The organism is Agrobacterium sp. AGB01, assembly GCF_014851585.1.
Taxonomy (GTDB): Bacteria; Pseudomonadota; Alphaproteobacteria; order Rhizobiales; family Rhizobiaceae; genus Agrobacterium.
Map to the genome: position 1 here is coordinate 295,714 of NZ_JACVAB010000002.1, position 19,243 is coordinate 314,956.

15 protein-coding genes and 1 tRNA gene are annotated in these 19,243 nt (G+C 55.1%); 9 read left to right on the plus strand and 7 right to left on the minus strand.

Features of this window, described 5'->3' with window-relative positions; all coding sequences use genetic code 11:
• Positions 1-21: 21 nt before the first annotated feature.
• The 9 genes from ftsH to IB237_RS08195 all read left to right on the plus strand — a co-directional run bounded on the left by ftsH (position 22) and on the right by IB237_RS08195 (position 12,040).
• Complete coding sequence (gene ftsH, locus IB237_RS08155) at positions 22-1,971, plus strand: ATP-dependent zinc metalloprotease FtsH (protein WP_192488151.1); 1,950 nt, start codon at positions 22-24, stop codon at positions 1,969-1,971.
• 174 nt (positions 1,972-2,145) lie between these two features.
• Entirely contained in the window at positions 2,146-3,501 is a 1,356-nt protein-coding gene (glmM, locus tag IB237_RS08160) for a phosphoglucosamine mutase (protein WP_192488152.1), read from the plus strand.
• 194 nt (positions 3,502-3,695) lie between these two features.
• Positions 3,696-4,541, plus strand: a complete 846-nt coding sequence (locus IB237_RS08165; protein ID WP_192488153.1) for an outer membrane protein — start codon at positions 3,696-3,698, stop codon at positions 4,539-4,541.
• 214 nt (positions 4,542-4,755) lie between these two features.
• The gene (locus IB237_RS08170) at positions 4,756-5,934 is read left to right on the plus strand and encodes a phosphoserine transaminase (protein ID WP_192488154.1); all 1,179 of its coding nucleotides are present in this window, start codon (positions 4,756-4,758) and stop codon (positions 5,932-5,934) included.
• Positions 5,935-6,012: 78 nt separating this feature from the next.
• Positions 6,013-7,608: a phosphoglycerate dehydrogenase gene (gene serA, locus IB237_RS08175; RefSeq protein WP_192488155.1), complete on the plus strand. Its 1,596-nt coding sequence runs from the start codon at positions 6,013-6,015 to the stop codon at positions 7,606-7,608.
• A gap of 201 nt (positions 7,609-7,809) precedes the next feature.
• The gene (locus IB237_RS08180; RefSeq protein WP_192488156.1) at positions 7,810-8,877 is read left to right on the plus strand and encodes a Tim44 domain-containing protein; all 1,068 of its coding nucleotides are present in this window, start codon (positions 7,810-7,812) and stop codon (positions 8,875-8,877) included.
• A 365-nt stretch (positions 8,878-9,242) separates the two neighbouring features.
• Complete coding sequence (locus IB237_RS08185; protein WP_192488157.1) at positions 9,243-10,424, plus strand: OpgC family protein; 1,182 nt, start codon at positions 9,243-9,245, stop codon at positions 10,422-10,424.
• Between the two features lie 207 nt (positions 10,425-10,631).
• On the plus strand, positions 10,632-11,828 hold the full coding sequence (mnmA, locus tag IB237_RS08190) for a tRNA 2-thiouridine(34) synthase MnmA (protein ID WP_192488158.1): 1,197 nt from the start codon (positions 10,632-10,634) through the stop codon (positions 11,826-11,828).
• Positions 11,829-11,963: 135 nt separating this feature from the next.
• A tRNA-Met gene (locus IB237_RS08195) sits at positions 11,964-12,040 on the plus strand.
• A 195-nt stretch (positions 12,041-12,235) separates the two neighbouring features.
• Here the strand turns inward: IB237_RS08195 and IB237_RS08200 are convergent.
• The 7 genes from IB237_RS08200 to IB237_RS08230 form a co-directional block, all read right to left on the minus strand.
• Positions 12,236-13,243 (minus strand): acyltransferase, encoded by a 1,008-nt coding sequence (locus IB237_RS08200; RefSeq protein ID WP_192488159.1) that lies wholly within the window; start codon positions 13,241-13,243, stop codon positions 12,236-12,238.
• Positions 13,244-13,429: 186 nt separating this feature from the next.
• Entirely contained in the window at positions 13,430-14,791 is a 1,362-nt protein-coding gene (locus IB237_RS08205) for an O-acetylhomoserine aminocarboxypropyltransferase/cysteine synthase family protein (protein WP_192488160.1), read from the minus strand.
• A 38-nt stretch (positions 14,792-14,829) separates the two neighbouring features.
• Positions 14,830-15,126: a hypothetical protein gene (locus tag IB237_RS08210; protein WP_192488161.1), complete on the minus strand. Its 297-nt coding sequence runs from the start codon at positions 15,124-15,126 to the stop codon at positions 14,830-14,832.
• Positions 15,119-15,910 carry an ABC transporter ATP-binding protein gene (locus IB237_RS08215; RefSeq protein ID WP_192488162.1) on the minus strand — a complete coding sequence of 264 codons (792 nt, stop codon included), beginning with the start codon at positions 15,908-15,910 and terminating at the stop codon, positions 15,119-15,121. The genes IB237_RS08210 and IB237_RS08215 overlap by 8 nt, the downstream gene beginning before the upstream one ends.
• Positions 15,910-16,905, minus strand: a complete 996-nt coding sequence (locus tag IB237_RS08220; protein WP_192488163.1) for an ABC transporter permease — start codon at positions 16,903-16,905, stop codon at positions 15,910-15,912. Before IB237_RS08220 ends, IB237_RS08215 begins: the two co-directional genes overlap by 1 nt.
• An 8-nt stretch (positions 16,906-16,913) precedes the next feature.
• Positions 16,914-17,954 carry an ABC transporter substrate-binding protein gene (locus IB237_RS08225; protein ID WP_192488164.1) on the minus strand — a complete coding sequence of 347 codons (1,041 nt, stop codon included), beginning with the start codon at positions 17,952-17,954 and terminating at the stop codon, positions 16,914-16,916.
• Between the two features lie 194 nt (positions 17,955-18,148).
• Positions 18,149-19,207, minus strand: coding sequence for an isopenicillin N synthase family oxygenase (locus IB237_RS08230; protein ID WP_192488165.1), 1,059 nt, complete (start codon positions 19,205-19,207; stop codon positions 18,149-18,151).
• Positions 19,208-19,243 lie beyond the last annotated feature (36 nt).

The following is a 19,243-nucleotide window of genomic DNA, read 5'->3' on the forward strand; positions in this document are numbered from 1 at the left end:
CGTGTGAGTTCGGGGAGTTCGATGAACCCAAATTTTAGAAATTTCGCCTTGTGGGCCATTATCGCCCTCTTGCTGATCGCGTTGTTCAGCATGTTCCAGACGTCGCCCTCGCAATCGGGTTCGCGTGAGATTCCTTATTCGCAGTTTCTGCGTGATGTGGACTCCGGTCGAGTGCGTGACGTGACTGTAACGGGCAATCGAGTGCTTGGCACGTACACGGAAAGCGGCACCGCTTTCCAGACCTACTCTCCGGTTATCGATGATTCATTGATGGAGCGTCTGCAAAGCAAAAACGTAACGATCGTAGCGCGGCCGGAGAGCGATGGCTCCTCCGGTTTTTTGAGCTACCTTGGCACGCTTTTGCCGATGTTCCTCATTCTCGGCGTCTGGCTGTTCTTCATGCGGCAGATGCAGGGTGGATCGCGTGGCGCAATGGGCTTTGGCAAATCCAAAGCGAAGTTGCTGACCGAAGCACATGGCCGTATCACGTTTGATGACGTTGCCGGTGTTGATGAGGCCAAGCAGGATCTAGAAGAAATCGTGGAATTCCTTCGTGACCCTCAGAAGTTCCAGCGCCTAGGCGGTAAAATTCCGCGTGGTGTTCTTCTCGTTGGTCCTCCTGGTACCGGTAAAACGCTTCTTGCCCGCTCCGTTGCAGGTGAAGCCAATGTTCCGTTCTTCACGATTTCCGGTTCTGACTTCGTTGAAATGTTCGTGGGTGTGGGTGCAAGCCGTGTGCGCGATATGTTCGAGCAGGCAAAGAAGAATGCGCCATGCATTATCTTCATCGACGAAATTGACGCCGTTGGCCGCCATCGTGGTGCCGGTCTTGGCGGCGGTAACGACGAGCGTGAACAGACACTCAACCAGTTGCTGGTCGAGATGGATGGTTTCGAAGCCAATGAAGGTATTATCCTGATTGCGGCGACCAACCGTCCTGACGTTCTTGACCCGGCTCTGCTGCGTCCGGGCCGTTTCGACCGTCAGGTTGTTGTGCCGAACCCGGATATCGTTGGCCGTGAGCGTATTCTCAAGGTTCACGTTCGCAACGTTCCGCTTGCACCAAATGTCGACCTCAAGGTTCTTGCTCGTGGCACACCGGGCTTCTCCGGTGCTGACCTGATGAACCTTGTCAACGAAGCCGCCTTGATGGCTGCACGCCGCAACAAGCGTGTTGTCACGATGCAGGAATTCGAAGACGCCAAGGATAAGATCATGATGGGTGCCGAGCGCCGCTCGACCGCCATGACTGAAGCCGAAAAGAAACTGACGGCCTACCACGAAGCTGGTCATGCCATCACCGCGCTCAATGTGCCGGTGGCCGATCCGCTGCACAAGGCAACTATCATTCCGCGCGGTCGCGCCCTTGGTATGGTCATGCAGTTGCCTGAGGGCGATCGCTACTCCATGAGCTACAAGTGGATGGTTTCGCGTCTCGTGATCATGATGGGTGGTCGCGTTGCTGAAGAGCTGACGTTCGGTAAGGAAAACATCACTTCTGGTGCGTCTTCCGATATCGAGCAGGCTACCAAGCTGGCCCGTGCGATGGTGACCCAGTGGGGCTTCTCCGATGAACTCGGTCAGGTTGCCTATGGTGAAAACCAGCAGGAAGTCTTCCTTGGTCACTCGGTTTCGCAGTCCAAGAATGTGTCCGAAGCCACAGCCCAGAAGATCGACAACGAAGTTCGTCGTCTGATCGATGAGGCTTACACTGAAGCACGCCGCATCCTGACGGAGAAGCACGGCGAATTCGTGGCTCTGGCAGAAGGCCTGCTGGAATACGAGACCCTGACGGGCGAGGAAATCAAGGCGTTGATCAGGGGTGAAAAACCAGCCCGCGATCTCGGCGATGATGGTTCCTCCAACAGCCGCGGTTCCGCTGTTCCGAAGGCTGGCACCAAGAAAGACGGCCCAACCGAAGCCAAGGGCGACGGTGAGGCTGAAGGTGGCATGGAGCCACAACCACATTAAGTTGTGTCTGGCAGTAAATGTCAGTGGAAAACGGACCATCCGGTTTTGCCGGGTGGTCTTTTTTTACAGTAACAAGATGTAATCCGTGTTTGCGGTAATTTACGTGCTGTATTGTGCCGATTATGGCATGAGCAGATCATGTGCGCTGATCGCGCGACTATTTCTGGAGTTCACATGACACGCCGTTATTTCGGGACCGATGGTATCCGCGGACAATCCAACGTTTTTCCGATGACGCCTGATCTGGCAATGCGGGTTGGTATTGCCGTCGGCACGATCTTCCGCCGCGGACATCACCGCCACCGCGTGGTTATTGGCAAGGATACCCGTCTTTCGGGATACATGCTCGAAAACGCATTGGTCGCCGGTTTTACTGCAGCTGGTCTGGACGTTTTCCTTCTTGGGCCAATTCCGACACCTGCCGTTGCGATGCTGACGCGGTCTCTGCGTGCCGACATCGGCGTGATGATTTCCGCTTCGCATAATCCGTTTGCGGATAACGGCATCAAGCTGTTTGGCCCCGACGGTTACAAGCTGTCCGACGAGCTGGAGCTGGAAATTGAAGACCTGCTCGACAAGGATATCTATTCCCAGCTGGCAAAACCGCACGAGATTGGCCGTGCCAAGCGCGTCGATGGCGATATCTATCGCTACATCGAATTCGTGAAGCGCACCCTACCACGCGAAGTGACGCTGGATGGTTTGCGTATCGCGATCGATTGCGCCAACGGAGCGGCCTATAAGGCTGCTCCGGCAGCACTGTGGGAACTGGGTGCTGATATCGTGACGATCGGCAATGAGCCGAACGGCACCAACATTAATTTCGAATGCGGTTCCACCCATCCGGAAGCCCTGCGCAAGAAGGTGCATGAAGTACGTGCCGATATCGGTATTGCGCTTGATGGTGATGCTGACCGCGTGATCATTGTCGATGAGCGTGGCGAAGTGGTCGATGGCGACCAGTTGATGGCTGTCATTGCCGACAGCTGGGCCAATGACAACATTCTGCGGGGCGGCGGTATCGTAGCGACTGTCATGTCCAACCTTGGCCTTGAGCGTTTCCTCGGCGGTAAAGGACTGTCTCTTGCCCGTACGAAGGTAGGTGACCGTTACGTGGTTGAGCATATGCGCAACCATAACTTCAATGTTGGTGGTGAGCAGTCCGGCCATATCGTGCTGTCTGATTACGGCACGACGGGTGACGGCTTAGTCGCCGCCTTGCAGGTTCTGGCCTGCGTGAAGCGGTCCGGCAAGACGGTTAGCGAAATCTGCCGCAAGTTTGAGCCTGTACCTCAGCTGCTGAAGAATGTTCGTATTTCCGGCGGGAAGCCACTTGAAAACCCTGTGGTTATTCAGGCGATTGCCGATGCGGAGAGCGAGCTGGCTGGCAATGGCCGTCTTGTCATTCGTCCGTCCGGCACTGAGCCGTTGATCCGCGTTATGGCGGAAGGTGATGACAGCGCGAAAGTCGAGAGCATCGTAAACGGCCTGGTTGACGTTATTGCCAATGCGCGCAGTGCTGCTGCGTAAGAAAAATACTCTCTAAGTTACTGAAAAGCCGGTCTTGTACCGGCTTTTTTGTTGCCGGTTCTTCGCCTGTATTAATAAATCTTGGTGAATGATCGTAGTTAATCGGCACTTAACCTTTCTCATTCATTATTCATAACGGAACAGTTTACTGGCATGCGGCCATGGGCGCAGGTGCCGCTTCTGGAGTTGATGTTATGAAAAAAAGCCTGATTGGCATTCTCGCCGCGTTGACGGCGGGATCCAGCGCATTTGCAGCCGACCTTTATCAGCCAGACCCTCCGGCCTATATTGAGGCACCAGAAATCCAGATCACCGAATCAAACGGTTGGTATCTGCGTGGAGATATCGGTTACGCCTACAACAAGTCGCGTGGCGCTGAATTTTATCAGGGTCCATTCACAGCCGGTTTGACAGATTTCCGCTCCACGAAGCTCAAGGGTGGCTTTATGGGCGGCGTTGGTGTTGGTTATCAGATCAACAACCATTTCCGTACGGATTTGACGTTTGACTACATGGCCAAGAGCAACTTCCGTGGCTCGACCTTTGGCAGCTGTGGCGTAGCTGGTAACTGCGTATCGACAGACCTGTCTTCACTGCGCGCTTATACGCTGATGGCCAATGCCTATGTGGATCTGGCGACATTTGGCCGTTTCACACCTTACGTTGGTGCTGGTATCGGCGGTTCCTACGTGAAGTGGGCTAACCTTAGAAACACCTCGTGCGATGCGAGCGATCCTTCAAGCTGCGACCCGACCTTTACCCATGGTGGCAAGGGCGGCTGGCGATTCGCCTATGCGCTGATGGCCGGTGCATCGATCGACGTAACCTGCAATCTCAAGGCTGATGTCGGATATCGTTTCCGCCAGATCGGTAAAGGCGACATGTTTGGTTATGACAGCGTCGGTGGTGGCCCAGGCCGCGACAAGGGCTTCTATTCGCATGAAGTGCGCCTTGGCGGTCGTTACGTCTTCGGCGGTTGCGACACGGCACAGTACATGCCGCCAGCAGAAATCCCAATTCAACCATCAGTTTACAAGTAATTTCAGTTTCGAAAACAAGACCGCTCGTGCCTGTCAGGTGCGGGCGGTTTTTTGCATTTTCAGGGCTATTTCCTGATCATCGATATGGCGCAGCTGCGCCAATATTTTTTGTTCCAGCGACATATTCTGCTTGACTGTAACAAGCGACAGGCATATCCACCGGGGCAGGCCACCTTTCCCTAACGAAAGGCTTTCTATCTGGAAGGATAGCATAATGACTGCGATTGCAAAGCCGGACGTACGTCCGAACAACACCCATTTTTCTTCTGGTCCTTGCTCGAAGCGTCCCGGTTGGTCGCTCGAAGCGCTCGCTGATGCCCCGCTCGGTCGCTCGCACCGCGCCAAGGTTGGCAAAGCCAAGCTCAAGCAGGCCATTGACCTCACCCGCGAAGTTCTCAACGTTCCTGCCGATTATCGCATCGGTATCGTTCCCGCATCTGACACTGGCGCTGTTGAAATGGCACTGTGGTCGCTGCTCGGTGAGCGTGGCGTTGATATGGTTGCATGGGAAAGCTTTGGCGCCGGTTGGGTTACCGACGTCGTCAAGCAGCTCAAGCTGAATGACGTTCGCAAGTTCGAGGCTGACTACGGCCTGCTGCCGAACCTCAAGGAAGTCGATTTCGACCGTGACGTCGTTTTCACCTGGAACGGCACAACCTCGGGCGTTCGCGTTCCTAACGCTGATTTCATTCCGGCGGACCGCAAGGGTCTGACGATTTGTGACGCCACTTCTGCTGCTTTTGCGCAGGACATGGACTTCTCCAAGCTCGATGTTGTTACCTTCTCCTGGCAGAAGGTTCTGGGCGGCGAGGGCGGCCACGGCGTTATCATTCTGTCGCCACGTGCTGTTGAGCGCCTGCTGAGCTACTCGCCAGCATGGCCGCTGCCAAAGATTTTCCGCATGGTATCCGGCGGAAAGCTGATTGAAGGCATCTTCACCGGCGAAACCATCAACACACCTTCGATGCTTTGCGTAGAAGACTACATCGATGCGCTGCTGTGGGCGAAGAACCTCGGTGGTCTGAACGCGCTGATCGCGCGCGCTGATGCCAATGCCAAGGTGATCTACGATTTCGTTGCCGCCAATGATTGGATTGCAAATCTGGCCGTTGTCGATGAGACACGCTCCAACACCTCTGTCTGCCTCAAGATCGTCGACAAGGATGTTGCAGCTCTCGATGCTGACGCACAGGCTGCTTTCGCCAAGGGCGTTGTTGCCCTTCTCGAAAAAGAAAATGTAGCGCTCGATATCGGCGCTTACCGCGATGCTCCGTCGGGTCTTCGGATCTGGGCTGGTGCCACGATTGAAACGGCTGACATCGAAGCTGTCATGCCATGGCTTGCCTGGGCGTTCGAAACGCAGAAGGCTGAGCTTTCCAAGGCTGCGGCCTGATTTGGATTACCGGCCCTGCAAAGTGCAGGGCCGCACATACCTCATCTTATGAATAAACCGTTTTTAGGGAGCCCAAACATGGCACCTCGCGTACTCGTATCTGACGAACTGTCGGAAACCGCTGTCCAGATATTCCGTGATCGCGGCGTTGAAGTTGATTTCCAGCCAAAGCTTGGCAAGGACAAGGACAAGCTGGCCGAAATCATCGGCAACTATGATGGTCTGGCTATCCGTTCCGCCACCAAGGCAACTGAAAAGCTGATCGAAGCTGCGACCAACCTCAAGGTTATCGGTCGCGCTGGTATCGGTGTCGACAACGTAGATATCCCGGCTGCATCGCGTCGCGGTATCATCGTCATGAATACGCCATTTGGTAACTCCATCACCACAGCTGAACACGCCATTGCGCTGATGTTTGCTGTTGCTCGCCAGCTTCCTGCAGCTGATGCCTCCACGCAGGCCGGCAAGTGGGAAAAGTCGAAGTTCATGGGTGTTGAAATCACCGGCAAGACGCTTGGCGTTATCGGTGCCGGCAACATCGGTGGCATCGTCTGCTCGCGTGCACTCGGCCTCAAGATGAACGTTCTCGCCTATGACCCCTTCCTATCGCCAGAGCGCGCCCAGGAAATGGGTGTTACCAAGGTTGAACTGGACGAACTTCTTGCACAGGCTGACTTCATCACCCTGCACGTTCCAATGACCGACAAGACACGCGGCATTCTCGGCGCTGAAAACCTTGCCAAGACCAAGCCAGGCGTTCGCATCATCAACTGCGCCCGTGGTGGTCTGGTTGACGAGAAGGCTCTCGCCGACGCCATCAAGTCCGGCCACGTTGCCGGTGCAGCCTTCGACGTGTTCGAAGTAGAGCCTGCAACAGAAAGCCCGCTGTTTGGCCTGCCAAACGTTGTTTGCACGCCGCATCTTGGCGCGTCGACAACAGAAGCGCAGGAAAATGTTGCCCTGCAGGTTGCAGAGCAGATGTCGGACTATCTGGTCAAGGGTGCTGTTTCCAACGCCATCAACATGCCGTCGATCACTGCGGATGAAGCTCCACGCCTTAAGCCGTTCATTCGCCTTGCAGACGTTCTCGGCTCATTCGTTGGTCAGGTGCAGGAAAGCGCCACCAAGGAAATCGAAATTCTTTACGATGGTGCAACCGCCAACATGAACACCAAGGCGCTGACATCAGCGCTGCTGGCCGGTCTTATCCGCCCGCAGGTCTCTGACGTGAACATGGTTTCCGCACCGATCATGATCAAGGAAAAGGGCATCATCCTTTCCGAAGTCAAGCGCGACAAGACCGGCGTTTACGACGGTTACATCAAGTTGACGGTCAAAACCGAAAATCAAGTTCGTTCCGTCGCTGGTACCGTGTTCTCGGATGGCAAGCCACGCTTCATCCAGATCAAGAACATCAACATGGATGCTGATGTCGGTTCGCACATGATCTACATCACCAACACCGACGTACCGGGCATGATCGGCTTCATGGGTACGACGCTGGGCGAAGCTGGCGTCAACATTGCCAACTTCCAGCTCGGGCGTGAAAAAGAAGCTGGCGATGCTATCGCGCTTCTCTACGTGGACGGCCCTGTATCGGAAACTGTTCTGGACAAGCTTCGCGCCAACCCAGCTATCCGCCAGGTCAAGTCTCTGGCGTTCAACGTCGAGTAATATCGTTCCTCCCAAGGGGACAATAGAGGCCCGGTACTGGAGCAATCCAGTGCCGGGTTTTTTGTGCATTATTGGTGATCGCAATCAATGGTTGTTTATCACGAAAAATTTTATAATTAGGCACTAAAAATGATCATCCAGAGTTGCTATATGGTCCGACGATAGGCCGCTCATGGGAGGGCGGCACAACAGGAGAAGACGATGTTTGCTGCCGTTCGGCGCTTTAAAGGTTTGTTTGCGGTTGCCGCTTTGGGAATTGCTGTTTCGTTCGTGGCTGTGGATATGGCTGAGGCTCGTCGCGCTGGCGGTGGTTTCGGCAGCCGTGGAACGCGTACATTCTCTGCCCCACCTGCAACCAACACTGCGCCGGGTCAGGCTGCACCGATCAATCGCAGCATGACACCGAACACGTCGCCAAGCCAGGCGGCACCTGGTGCTGCGCAGACACGTCCGGCCAACGCACAGCAGCCACAGCAGAACCGTGGTCTTTTCGGCGGTATGGCCGGTGGCCTTATGGGCGGCCTTCTGATGGGTGGTCTGTTCGGTATGCTGATGGGCGGCGGTTTTGGCGGCATGGCCGGCTTCTTCGGCATGTTGCTGCAGGTCGCTTTGATCGGTGTACTGGTTATGTTGGCCATGCGTTTCTTCGCGTCGCGCCGTCAGCAGCAGCCTGCTTACGCCGGCGGCCAGTCACAGCGTAGCAACTATTCCGGTTCGTCCAACCCGCCGACAGGTCAGGGTGGCTTCAAGATCCCAAAGATCGGCTCTTTGGCCGGTGCTGCGGGTAACGCTGCACCCGCTGCTGAAGCCGCTGTGGCGCCAAAGCCAGTTCCGCATGCCAATGCCATGTCTGAAGGCGATGAGATCGGCGTTACGGGCGAAGACCTTGGTCAGTTCGAGCAGATGCTCAAGGACGTACAGGCTGCCTATGCTGCAGAAGACTATGCAGCCCTTCGCAAGCTCACCACTCCGGAAGCCATGTCCTACCTGGCGGAAGAGTTGAGCGACAACGCGACCAGCGGCGTCAAGAACGATGTCAGTGATGTTCAGTTGCTGCAGGGCGACCTCGCAGAAGCCTGGCATGAAGAAGGTCGTGACTATGCGACTGTCGCCATGCTGTACTCGCGTATCGACGTGATGCGTGACCGTACAACGGGTAAGGTTATCGAGGGTGACGAGACCCAGGCAACCGAATCGACCGAGCTGTGGACTTTTGTGCGCCGCGAAGGATCCGAGTGGCAGGTTTCGGCTATCCAGTCGGCATCCTGATCCATAAAAGACTGATCTGAAGGTTATGACGCCGTAGTGCACCGAGATGCACTGCGGCGTTTTGCGTATTGCTGCGTGCAAATAATTGACGCTTCACCGCTCATTTACTGGTCGCTTGCAATCTGTGATGGCAGCTTTAGCTGTTTGGCCGATCACCTTCACATTATTGCCCTTTTTCGTTCATCCAGCATTCAGCGGCACCTCCTTAACCATTGTGCACTTGCAAAAACGTGATCAAGCCTATGGCGTCCATGATCGTTTTCTGCGGAACCGCTTGGCGAAATGTGCGTTGTCAAACCGATGCCAGAGGTTCGTAAACAAGACCGGGCGATGCGCGGTCCTTAAGAGAATGGAGAGCTATCGAGATGAAACGCTTTGACCTGATCGATGGGATGCGCGGTTATTTTCTTGTTTTCATGCTGATAAACCACCTTGTGTTTGTGGGCGGTTATTGGCTGGTTGAGGTCAACCACCGCCAGTTTGCCTTCGTGGAAGATGCACAGGGCTTTGTGTTCCTGTCCGGTCTGCTGATTGGCCTGGTCTATGCCCGCAAGATGATGAAGTACGGTTATGAGACCGGGCGTCAGGCCATCTGGAACCGTTCCATGGAGCTGTACAAATATGCCATGGGTCTGGTGATTGCGGTTCTGGCCGTCACCCTGGTTCTGCCACATGCGTCCTATGTCTGGTTCAACTGGATCGGTGCGACATCGTTTGATGATCCACTGCGTCTGGCCGCCATTGCGACCTTTGTGTTCCAGCCGACTTTCATGGACATTCTTCCACAGTATATCGTTTACATGCTGTTCGCGCCTGTGCTCATCAAGCTGTGCCTTGATGGCAAATGGGCCTATGTGATGGTTGGTTCGTTGCTTGTGTGGATGGCTGGCCAGCTTGGTTTGCAGAAGGTCATCACCACGCCGCTGCATGAGCTTGTCAAAGGTCCTGACGACCAGGGCATCCGTGTCAGCTTCAACATGCTGGGCTGGCAGATCGTGTTCTTCTCGGCTCTGGTGATGGGTGCAATGACAGCCCAGAACAAGATCGAGTGGAAGAAGATCTTCTCGCCAGAAAACAGCTGGATTCCGAAGGTTGCTCTGCTGGTCTGCCTGTTCTTCATGCCACTGCGTATTGCGACGGCTTGGGGCTTCATGCCCGAATACGTCATTGGGAAGTTCGCAGCGATGGAAATTCGTGCAGATTTCGGCCCGGTCTATCTGATTAACTTCATCGCGGTTGGCGTTGGCCTGACATGGCTGTTGATTGCCGGCCCTAAACACCACAGCCAGATTGTGCGTCGTATTGCCAATGGCGTTATCTGGGTGCTGTCGCTGAAGTTCCTGCAGTTGCTGGGTCGCCATTCCCTGCAGGTCTATGTCTGGCACGTCGCTATCGTCTATGCCGTCTATTACATGGACGGTCGTACAGCGGAGCTGTCGCAGCTGGAAAAGACTCTGATCGCTGTTGTCGGTATCGCCCTGCTTGCTTTGCCTGCGCTGTGGCGTGAACGCGACAAGTGGATTGGTGGAACCAAGGCGACCGCCTGATTTTAACGACAGAAGCGAGATATGCTTACAGGGCAGGGCGGGTTTCCCGCCCTGTACTTGTTTGCGGGCGCGATATTCTTTATATGCACCCTCAAAATCCACGTTGCTAACCTCTTGAGCGCCAGGCTGCTCTGCGGCATGTTTGTGGAATTGAACGACAGGCGCCGGGGCCTTGACCCCCGGTATGGCTGACGATTGGACAAAAACTTGAATACACTCGACTTTGACAAGAAGCCGGAAGACACGCGCGTTGTTGTCGCCATGTCCGGCGGTGTGGATTCCTCCGTGGTGGCGGGTATCCTCAAGCGTGAGGGCTATGATGTCCTCGGTATCACCCTGCAGCTCTATGACCATGGCGCAGCCGTACACCGCGCCGGTTCCTGCTGTGCAGGTCAGGACATTGATGATGCGCGCCGCGTTTGTGAAACGCTTGGCATTCCGCATTACGTGCTGGATTACGAAGCACGCTTTCGCGAAACGGTGATCAACCCGTTCGCGGAAAGTTATGCCATGGGTGAAACACCCATTCCTTGCGTTGCCTGCAACCAGACTGTCAAATTTGCAGATCTTCTGAAGACTGCGCAGGAGTTGGGTGCCGATGCGCTGGCGACTGGGCATTATATCCGCTCTCGCAACAACCCGGTTCCCGGTAATCCAAACCGACGGGCGCTTTACCGTCCGATTGACAGTGATCGTGACCAGAGCTGGTTCCTGTTTGCGACAACGCAGGAACAGATCGATTACCTACGTTTCCCGCTTGGCGGCCTCTCCAAAGCGCAGACCCGCGAACTGGCGGAAGAAATGGGCCTTGTCGTCGCCAAGAAGGCGGACAGTCAGGACATCTGTTTTGTGCCACAGGGCAAATATACCGATGTCATAAACAAACTGAAGCCGAATGCGGCTCTGTCGGGTGACATTGTTCATCTCGACGGCCGTGTGCTTGGCCGCCACGAAGGCATCGTCAATTACACCATCGGTCAGCGTCGCGGTATCGGCGTCGCAACTGGTGAACCACTTTATGTCGTGCATCTCGATGCGCGCGGCAAGCGGGTGATTGTTGGCCCGAAGGAAGCGCTTGAAACACACCGTGTTTATCTGCGTGACATCAACTGGCTGGGTGACAGGTCGCTGGAAGAAGATGCCGCAAATGGCTTTCGCTGTTTTGCCAAGGTCCGCTCTACGCGTCCACCAGCAGAGGCTTTTGTCCATTATGACGGCAACGGCGTTTATGTGGACCTGATGGTGGGCGAAGCTGGCGTGGCACCGGGGCAGGCTTGCGTGCTCTATTCTGCGCCAGGTGCAGACGCACGCGTGTATGGCGGCGGTTTCATTGGCCGTTCAGAGCGTTCGGCTGAAGCAGAGATGTCTCTAAAGACGCTGCTGGAAGGCTCGGTGGCCGCGTAAAATCCTGCAATATTCACAGGCTTGTCGAAAGCTATGAAAATTGCAAATCTTGCGCTTGACATAAAAGGGAGCGGCACTTTATAAGCCGCTCATCCTAAGGGAACAAAGACTTGAAACAAAGTCGTCGTTCCTTGTGGCGGGGTAGCTCAGGTGGTTAGAGCAGCGGAATCATAATCCGCGTGTCGGGGGTTCAAGTCCCTCTCCCGCTACCAAATTCTCTCATGACAAATCGGCAAAATCGAAAAACTCTTTTCAGAGTTGTAGCTCGCCGCGATTTCTGCAAATTTGACAGCAGAAATTGCAAATCTGGGCCATTTGCATTTACTGTGGCGTCGTCACGTCAACTTGAAAGCCCTGTCAAAGACGTTTAAAAGCCACCTGCAACGGCTTTGAAACCAGGCGGCAGATTACTCCGCCGCCTGCCTTGCACTCTTGCCGAGGCGGAGGTTGAAGAACCATATGCACAGCCGCTTCAACAGTCGATGCCCTGGTCCGTCGATCAGAGCATAAGTGGCCACTCCCACGGCAACCGATACAGCTCCAATAGCGAACCACACCGAGATTGGGTCGAGGAAGGAAAGTGACCGTCCTACTGACGGCGCGATCTTCATCAACGTAATGGGATGCGTCAGATAAATCGCGAATGACGCGTCGCCGAGATAGGTAAGAAACCTTGGCGAGGTTAAGCCTTTTTCCTCTAACCACAGGGCTGTAAGTAGTACGACGCCTGCAGGGAAACCGTACGCGATCACCCGCGTAGGCTCGCCGGACGGAACGAAGAGAAAACAGCATATTGCGGCAACCGCTAGGACCGAAATCAGTCGGCCATCCATCGCCATCTTTGAGAGCTTCCAGACCCCAATACCTATGCAAAATTCAAACTGGATGGTGTGACCAAAAAACACTTTCCAGGCTCCATCAGGCATCATGTAGCTAGCGATGTGCGAGGTCGCCAACAGACCAATCACAGTGGCGACCATAAACCTCTTAGGAAGAGCCATCGACGCCGCGACACAAGCGTAGAAGAACATTTCGAAAATCAGTGTCCAACCCACATCTAGAATGGGGTAAAAACTTCCGTCAGCGTTCAGAACAGGAAGTAGCAATAAAGACTGGATAGAATACGAATTTGCACGCGGCACCCCAATATACACAAGGATGGCCAACCAATAGAGCGGGTAGATACGGATCGCTCGTAGTGCCAGAAATTCCAATCCGTTTCCCCATTGCTTTGAAGTAACGTGGGCAATGATAAAACCGCTGATCACGAAGAAAATATCTACCCCGAAAACGGCCCACGATAGGCCTTCTACGACTGTTGCCTCAGGAACAAATCTTCCGATTCCGCCCAAATGTGCACACAGAACGAGGATAGCGGCGATCGCGCGTAGTGATTGAATATTCGTGAAAGTCATGCAGTTCCCCAAATCGGCACTCGTAAGTTGCATACATTACAACCGTTCGTCAGACCACGGGTAAATCCACTGATTTTAAGCCGAGAGAAGAATCCATCTCATCTTTTCAAAATAGCAAAAAGGCCCCGTAGCTTTCGTACGGAGCCCTGAAGTCGTTTGAATTGTCCAGATGACATGAACGCGTGATTATGCGTTTTCCAGTGCCTGTGTCAGATCGGCGATCAGGTCATCGGGATGTTCAAGGCCAACTGACAGGCGCACATAGCCCGGTGTGACGCCGCTTTTAAGTTGGTCCTCCACCGACAGTTGCGAGTGGGTTGTCGTTGACGGGTGGATGGCCAGTGAGCGTGCATCGCCAATATTGGCGAGGTGGTAAAAGAGTTGCAGCGAGTCGATGAAACGCCGCCCGGCGTCGCGGCCCGATTTCAGTTCGAAGCCAACAAGTGCGCCATAGGCACCATTTTTCAGATAGGTCTTGGCGCGGTCGGCCGCTTTGCCCGTCTGGAATTTCGGGAAGATGACATTGGATACCTTCGGGTGCTTTTGCAGGAATTCAGCCACCTTGATAGCGTTTTCATTGTGCTGACGCAGGCGCAATGGCAGCGTCTCCAGCCCCTGAATAAGCTGGAAGACATTTTGCGGGCTGATCGCCGCACCGATGTCACGCAGCAGTACGGCGCGTGCCCTTAGGATATATGGGAAGAAGCCGATCGCATCGGCCTTTTCGATCCATGTCTTGCCCTGATAGCTAGGGTCAGGTTCATTCAGTTGTGGCTGGCGATCCGCCAGATCCGCCCAAGGGAAATTGCCACCGTCAACAATCGCGCCGCCAATTGATGTGCCATGGCCACCGATATATTTGGTTGCGGAATAAACCACGATGGCAGCGCCGTGCTCCAGCGGTTTGATGGTCAGCGGTGCAGCCGTATTGTCGATGATCAGCGGAATGCCGAGCTTGCGGCCGATCGCTGCGACCTCGCCAATGGGAAACACTTCCAGCTTGGGATTGGGCAGAGATTCCGCGTAATAGGCGCGGGTGCGGTCGTCGGTTGCGCGGGCAAAGGCTTCAGGATCATTGCCATCAACAAAGCGGGTTTCGATACCGAAGTTCTTCAGTGTGGCGGCAAATAGCGCCCATGTGCCACCGTAAAGACCGGCTGCGCTGACGATGTTGTCTCCTGATCGAGCAAGGTTGAGAATGGCGAAGGCAGAGGCTGCCTGGCCGGAGGAAACTGCAAGTGCGGCCGCGCCGCCTTCCAGCTCTGCCAGACGTTGTTCAAAGGCGTCCTGTGTGGGGTTGGACACGCGGGTGTAGAGATGTCCCGGTGCTTCCAGCGCAAACAACTTGTCGGCGCCGTCGGTGCCGGGAAGCTGGAAGGATGTGGTCTGGTAAATCGGAACCGCAACGGCTCCTGTTGTCGGGTCAAAACGGAAGCTGCCCCCGTGAATGGCCTGTGTTTCCGGATGAACGCTTTTGAAGGTTGCTGTACCTGTCGGCTGCTGCGGGACAGATTGTAGAATTTCGTCGGTGGATTGTTGAATGGTCATCGTCTTCCTCCTTGAAACGGGTTGGGAAACAGGTCTGGTTATGGTGTGTTTGGTCGAAAGGACGTCTGGGCCAGTGCAACGAGCAGCAGGGCTGCTGATGCCCAAAGGGTTTCCGGTGCGTACCAGCGGATTTCAAAAAAATGTTCGTTGCTGCAGAGGGCCTGCGCGAGACGACAAAGATCGGTCTCAGCAGCAAGGCATGTCGCGGCCTGTGCCGTTGTGATGTAGCCGTTTTCGACGACATTGCCGAAAACCAGCCACCACCAGCCAAGGCTGAGCAATAGCAGTGTGATGGACAAAGACAGGGTGAGTACGACAAACCGCTTCTCAAACATCGTGGGACACCCCCAACTGTTCCAGCAGACTGCGGCGCAAATCCACGAGGTCACTGTCATCGCGCTTGCGTGGATGTGATTTGGTGACATTGACCTCAGCGACGATGCGCGCCGGGCGATCCGAAAACACGATGACACGGTCTGCGAGAAGCAAGGCTTCTTCGACATCATGGGTGACAAGCAGCGCCGTAAATCCCGTTTGCTTCCACAGCTGCAACAGCTCTTTCTGCATGGTCAACCGGGTCAGGGAATCAAGCTTGCCGAAGGGTTCATCCAGCAGCAGCAATTTTGGATCATTGACGAGAGCCCGGGCAATGGCGACGCGCTGCGCCATGCCGCCTGAAAGCTGATGCGGATAGGCGTCGGCGAAGGCTTCCAGCTTTACCAGTTTCAGAAGCTCACCGACCCGGTGTTGTTGTTCTTTCAGCACGCCGCGTGCATCCAGACCTGAGGCAATGTTTTTGCGCACGGTGAGCCAGGGAAACAGGGTTGCATCCTGAAACACCAGAATACGGTCCGGGTCGGGATTGGTGATCGGCGTGCCGTCCTCGCTGAGCAATCCCTGGCTGGGTTGCTCCAGCCCGGCAGCCAGCCGCAGTAATGTGGATTTACCGCAACCAGACGGGCCAAGCAGCGCCACGAACTCTCCAGGTTTGACGCTGATCGAAACATTGTCGAGCACGGGCAGGGTGCGGTCTCCCAAATCGTAGTGATGGGAAACGCTGTCAATCTCAAGACGCAGGTTGCGGTTTCTGTCTTCGGTCGAGGAAAAGGCAAGGGCCATCAGAGAATTCCCTTCTGCCAGTTGAGAAGCCTGTCTCGGAGAACGAACAGCAATCGAACCAGGCCAGCGCAGATAAGCGCCATGATGATCAGCGCCGCGTAGACATTGGCATACGCGGAATAGGCTGTGTTGAATTGCAGGTACCAGCCGAGGCCAAATTTTGCGCCGAGCATTTCCGCAACGACCAGAACTGCGAAAGAATAATAGAGCGCCATAAACAGCCCGACGAACACATTGGGCAATGACGCTGGCACCGCCACTTTGAAAATCAGGTAGGAGGTGGATGCACCCAGTGTTAGCGCAACATCATAATAGGCACGATTGACCTGTCCCACACCCGCGGCGGTGAGAATGGCGACAGGAATGCCCGATGCCAGAGCCACCAGAAAAATCGACGCTTGGAATGTGCTTGGGAAAATGAAGAAGGTGCAGGGTATCCACGCACTTGCCGGCACGGGGCCGATCAGTTTCAAAACTGGCATGCCCCAGTAAGCAAAGGATTTTGACCAACCGAGAGCGACACCGGCCACAAAGCCAACCGCAATGCCGGAGAAGAAACCGAGCGACCACAGACGGGCGGTATATCCAACGCAGACCAGTAGCCGCTCCCAGTCTGTGATGTAGACGTTGAGTAGGCCCTGTGGTGGCGAAAAAAACGGCTTTGGCAGCCAGCCTAGTTTTGCGGTCAGCAATTCCCAGACCGCAAACCAGACACCAATGGCAACCAGCCACGGGCCATAATGCTGCAATGTCTTTGTTCTTTTGTCGGACAGCGGAACAACAAACGCCAAGGCGAGCAACAGGAGAGCTATGCCAGCGACGACGGTGGCAAACAGACCAGTAGCATTCCAGTTGATGACGTCAGGTAGCAGATAAGTGACTGCCGCTGCCGTCCCCCAGCTCGCAGCAGCCAGCACGCCATTCCGCCATGGTTTCCATGGCCGAAAGGCTGCCTGTGGAACTGTGCCAAAATCGTTTCTCAACACATCGGTCATTGTTCAGCTCACGCGAAAATGTCGATGGTGATGCGATTGGCGATTTCTTCCGGATCGGTCGATGCATCGGCAACGCCGGTCAGTTTCAGATCCTCGTAACCGATACGGACTTCATTCAGCAGTTCCTTGCCGAACCAGTGGTCATGGTAGGTGAAGGACGCAAGGACTTCCGTCAGGTCTTCCAGGGGAAGGCCAGGTTTGAGTGTATCGAAATACCACTTGGCCACTTCATCCGGGTGCTTGGCGGTATATTGATGCACTTCGAGGTTGGCAGAGGCCACACGTTTGATGACATCCTTGTTTGCCTCATAATAATCGCCGTTAACGCCCAGTACGCAGCACACGCGGTCCTGGAATGTTTCGGTCTGGGTGTCGGCAATTTTCACGAAGCCATGCTGTTTTTCATAGGAATAAGCCCAGGGGTCCATATGCGCGACCGCATCGGCTTCTCCCTTCAACACACCTTCGGCGACCAGATCGAAGGGGAAGACCTTCCAGGTGACGTCGGTTTCCGGGTTGAGGCCAGCCTTTGCCAATGCCACCGAGAAGGCAACGCGCGACGGCGACATCACATCAAATGTGCCGATGGTTTTGCCCTTGAGGTCGAGCAGAGTCTTGATGCCGGAATCCGGCTTGACCAGAACGCGCTGGCAGCCACCATGCGAGCCGGCAAACAACTTGACGTCAAAACCCTGTTCGATGGGTTTCAGCCAATCATAGAGAAGGCCAGGGCCTGCTTCTGCCTTGCGGGTTGCCAGTGCCTGGATGAGGGTCTGGCCGCTGGCACCCTGGTAGAACAGTTCCACATCCAGCCCGTGTTTGGCGTAGATGCCCTTGGAAAGGCCAAAACCAACGGGAGAGTGGCAGGCTGCCACTTCGGTCCATTCCAGCTTGATGGGAATGAGGTTGCCTGCGATGGCATAGCTTGTTGTGCGACCCGCCAACGCGCCAACTGCTGCGGTGGCTCCCACAGCTGCGGCAGATTTGAGGATAGTGCGGCGGCTGATACTGCGTTTGGCGGGTGAAGATTTGCTGGAAAGCTCTGACATGGTTTGCCCCTCATCGTTTGATAGGGAAAAACTTAGCAGCAACAATTAAATTACATAGATTTTATAGACTATTTATAAAACACAAAGCGGATAATTTTTCGAACAAAACGCGCGTCCAGATCACAGCTTGTTCAACATGCATTGGAAAGACCCACTGCCTATAGAAAGGCCGGTGGGTCTGTTGTTTCGAGGAGCTAGTAGGCCGAAGCCACCTTGTTGCCGGTCAGCTGTTCCGGTGTCAGCAGGTCGGCGTAGTGGGCTCGTGCCACATCGGGATGTGAACGCAGACGGCTTTTCAGAACATTATTGCCTACCTCGCGGAAGATCGGGTTCAGCGGGTCAACGGTGATGCCGCGTTCGCTGCGCTTCAACTCTTCCGGCAGGTCAATGACTGGGATGCTGGCATCGTAACGAGCACCCATGAAGAAGGCGACGGAGAAACGTTCGGTGCCGGCTGGTGGCACGATGACGTCGTGAACGTCGGCGCGCACGAAACCGTTGGTGGCCAGCTCCAGCAATTCGCCGGTGTTGATGATAAAGGTGCCGGGAACCGGTGGCGCATCAATCCAGACGCCATCTTCCGTCTGCACACGCAGGCCCGGAACGACGTCCTGCAGCAACACGGTGACGAAGCCGCCATCCTTATGGGCGCCAACGCCCTGATCGCTCTGCGCCACATCACGGCCGGGGTAACGAATGATTTTCAGAAGTTTTGTCGGCTCTGGGTCATAGATGCTGGAGAAGACGTTTTCGTCCTGACCGAGAGCGACGGAAATGGCTTTCAGCACATCGATGCCGATGCGCGTCACTTCTGCCTGATAAGCCAGTAGCAGGTCTTTGAGTTCCGGCAAGGCTGATGGCCACTGGTTGGGTCCGATCAGGCGTGCCCAGGCGGGGGTATCTGGACCAATTTCAACCGGCGTGGACTCATTGTTGATATCCACCTGTTCGCGCCAATCCTGCTGACCGCGCGTATGTTCAAGGCCTGCACGGTTGTACCCGCGGAAATGCGGAGACTTGACCATTTCGATCTCCAGCTTGTCCTTTTCAGGCAGGGCGAAAAACCGCTTGGAGGCCGCGACGACGTCTGCAAGAAACTTTGGATCCACGCCATGGCCGGTCAGATAGAAAAAGCCATGGTCATGTAGGATGTTGCGCAGCTCATCGATGAAGCGCGCGCGCTCTTCAGGACCGGCGTTGAAACGGGAAATGTCGACAAAGGGCAGTTGGGTAGCAAGCGTATGAACGGTCATGATGTTCTCCTTTGAATTACGTTGGCGAGCCTGAGC

What these genes read in the sequence shown, in the direction of transcription:
- ftsH (WP_192488151.1), top strand. Translation starts at nt 22, where the DNA reads ATGAACCCAAATTTTAGAAATTTCGCCTTGTGGGCCATTATCGCCCTC.
- glmM (WP_192488152.1), top strand. Translation starts at nt 2,146, where the DNA reads ATGACACGCCGTTATTTCGGGACCGATGGTATCCGCGGACAATCCAAC.
- IB237_RS08165 (WP_192488153.1), top strand. Translation starts at nt 3,696, where the DNA reads ATGAAAAAAAGCCTGATTGGCATTCTCGCCGCGTTGACGGCGGGATCC.
- IB237_RS08170 (WP_192488154.1), top strand. Translation starts at nt 4,756, where the DNA reads ATGACTGCGATTGCAAAGCCGGACGTACGTCCGAACAACACCCATTTT.
- serA (WP_192488155.1), top strand. Translation starts at nt 6,013, where the DNA reads ATGGCACCTCGCGTACTCGTATCTGACGAACTGTCGGAAACCGCTGTC.
- IB237_RS08180 (WP_192488156.1), top strand. Translation starts at nt 7,810, where the DNA reads ATGTTTGCTGCCGTTCGGCGCTTTAAAGGTTTGTTTGCGGTTGCCGCT.
- IB237_RS08185 (WP_192488157.1), top strand. Translation starts at nt 9,243, where the DNA reads ATGAAACGCTTTGACCTGATCGATGGGATGCGCGGTTATTTTCTTGTT.
- IB237_RS08200 (WP_192488159.1), bottom strand. Translation starts at nt 13,243, where the DNA reads ATGACTTTCACGAATATTCAATCACTACGCGCGATCGCCGCTATCCTC.
- IB237_RS08205 (WP_192488160.1), bottom strand. Translation starts at nt 14,791, where the DNA reads ATGACCATTCAACAATCCACCGACGAAATTCTACAATCTGTCCCGCAG.
- IB237_RS08210 (WP_192488161.1), bottom strand. Translation starts at nt 15,126, where the DNA reads ATGTTTGAGAAGCGGTTTGTCGTACTCACCCTGTCTTTGTCCATCACA.
- IB237_RS08215 (WP_192488162.1), bottom strand. Translation starts at nt 15,910, where the DNA reads ATGGCCCTTGCCTTTTCCTCGACCGAAGACAGAAACCGCAACCTGCGT.
- IB237_RS08220 (WP_192488163.1), bottom strand. Translation starts at nt 16,905, where the DNA reads ATGACCGATGTGTTGAGAAACGATTTTGGCACAGTTCCACAGGCAGCC.
- IB237_RS08225 (WP_192488164.1), bottom strand. Translation starts at nt 17,954, where the DNA reads ATGTCAGAGCTTTCCAGCAAATCTTCACCCGCCAAACGCAGTATCAGC.
- IB237_RS08230 (WP_192488165.1), bottom strand. Translation starts at nt 19,207, where the DNA reads ATGACCGTTCATACGCTTGCTACCCAACTGCCCTTTGTCGACATTTCC.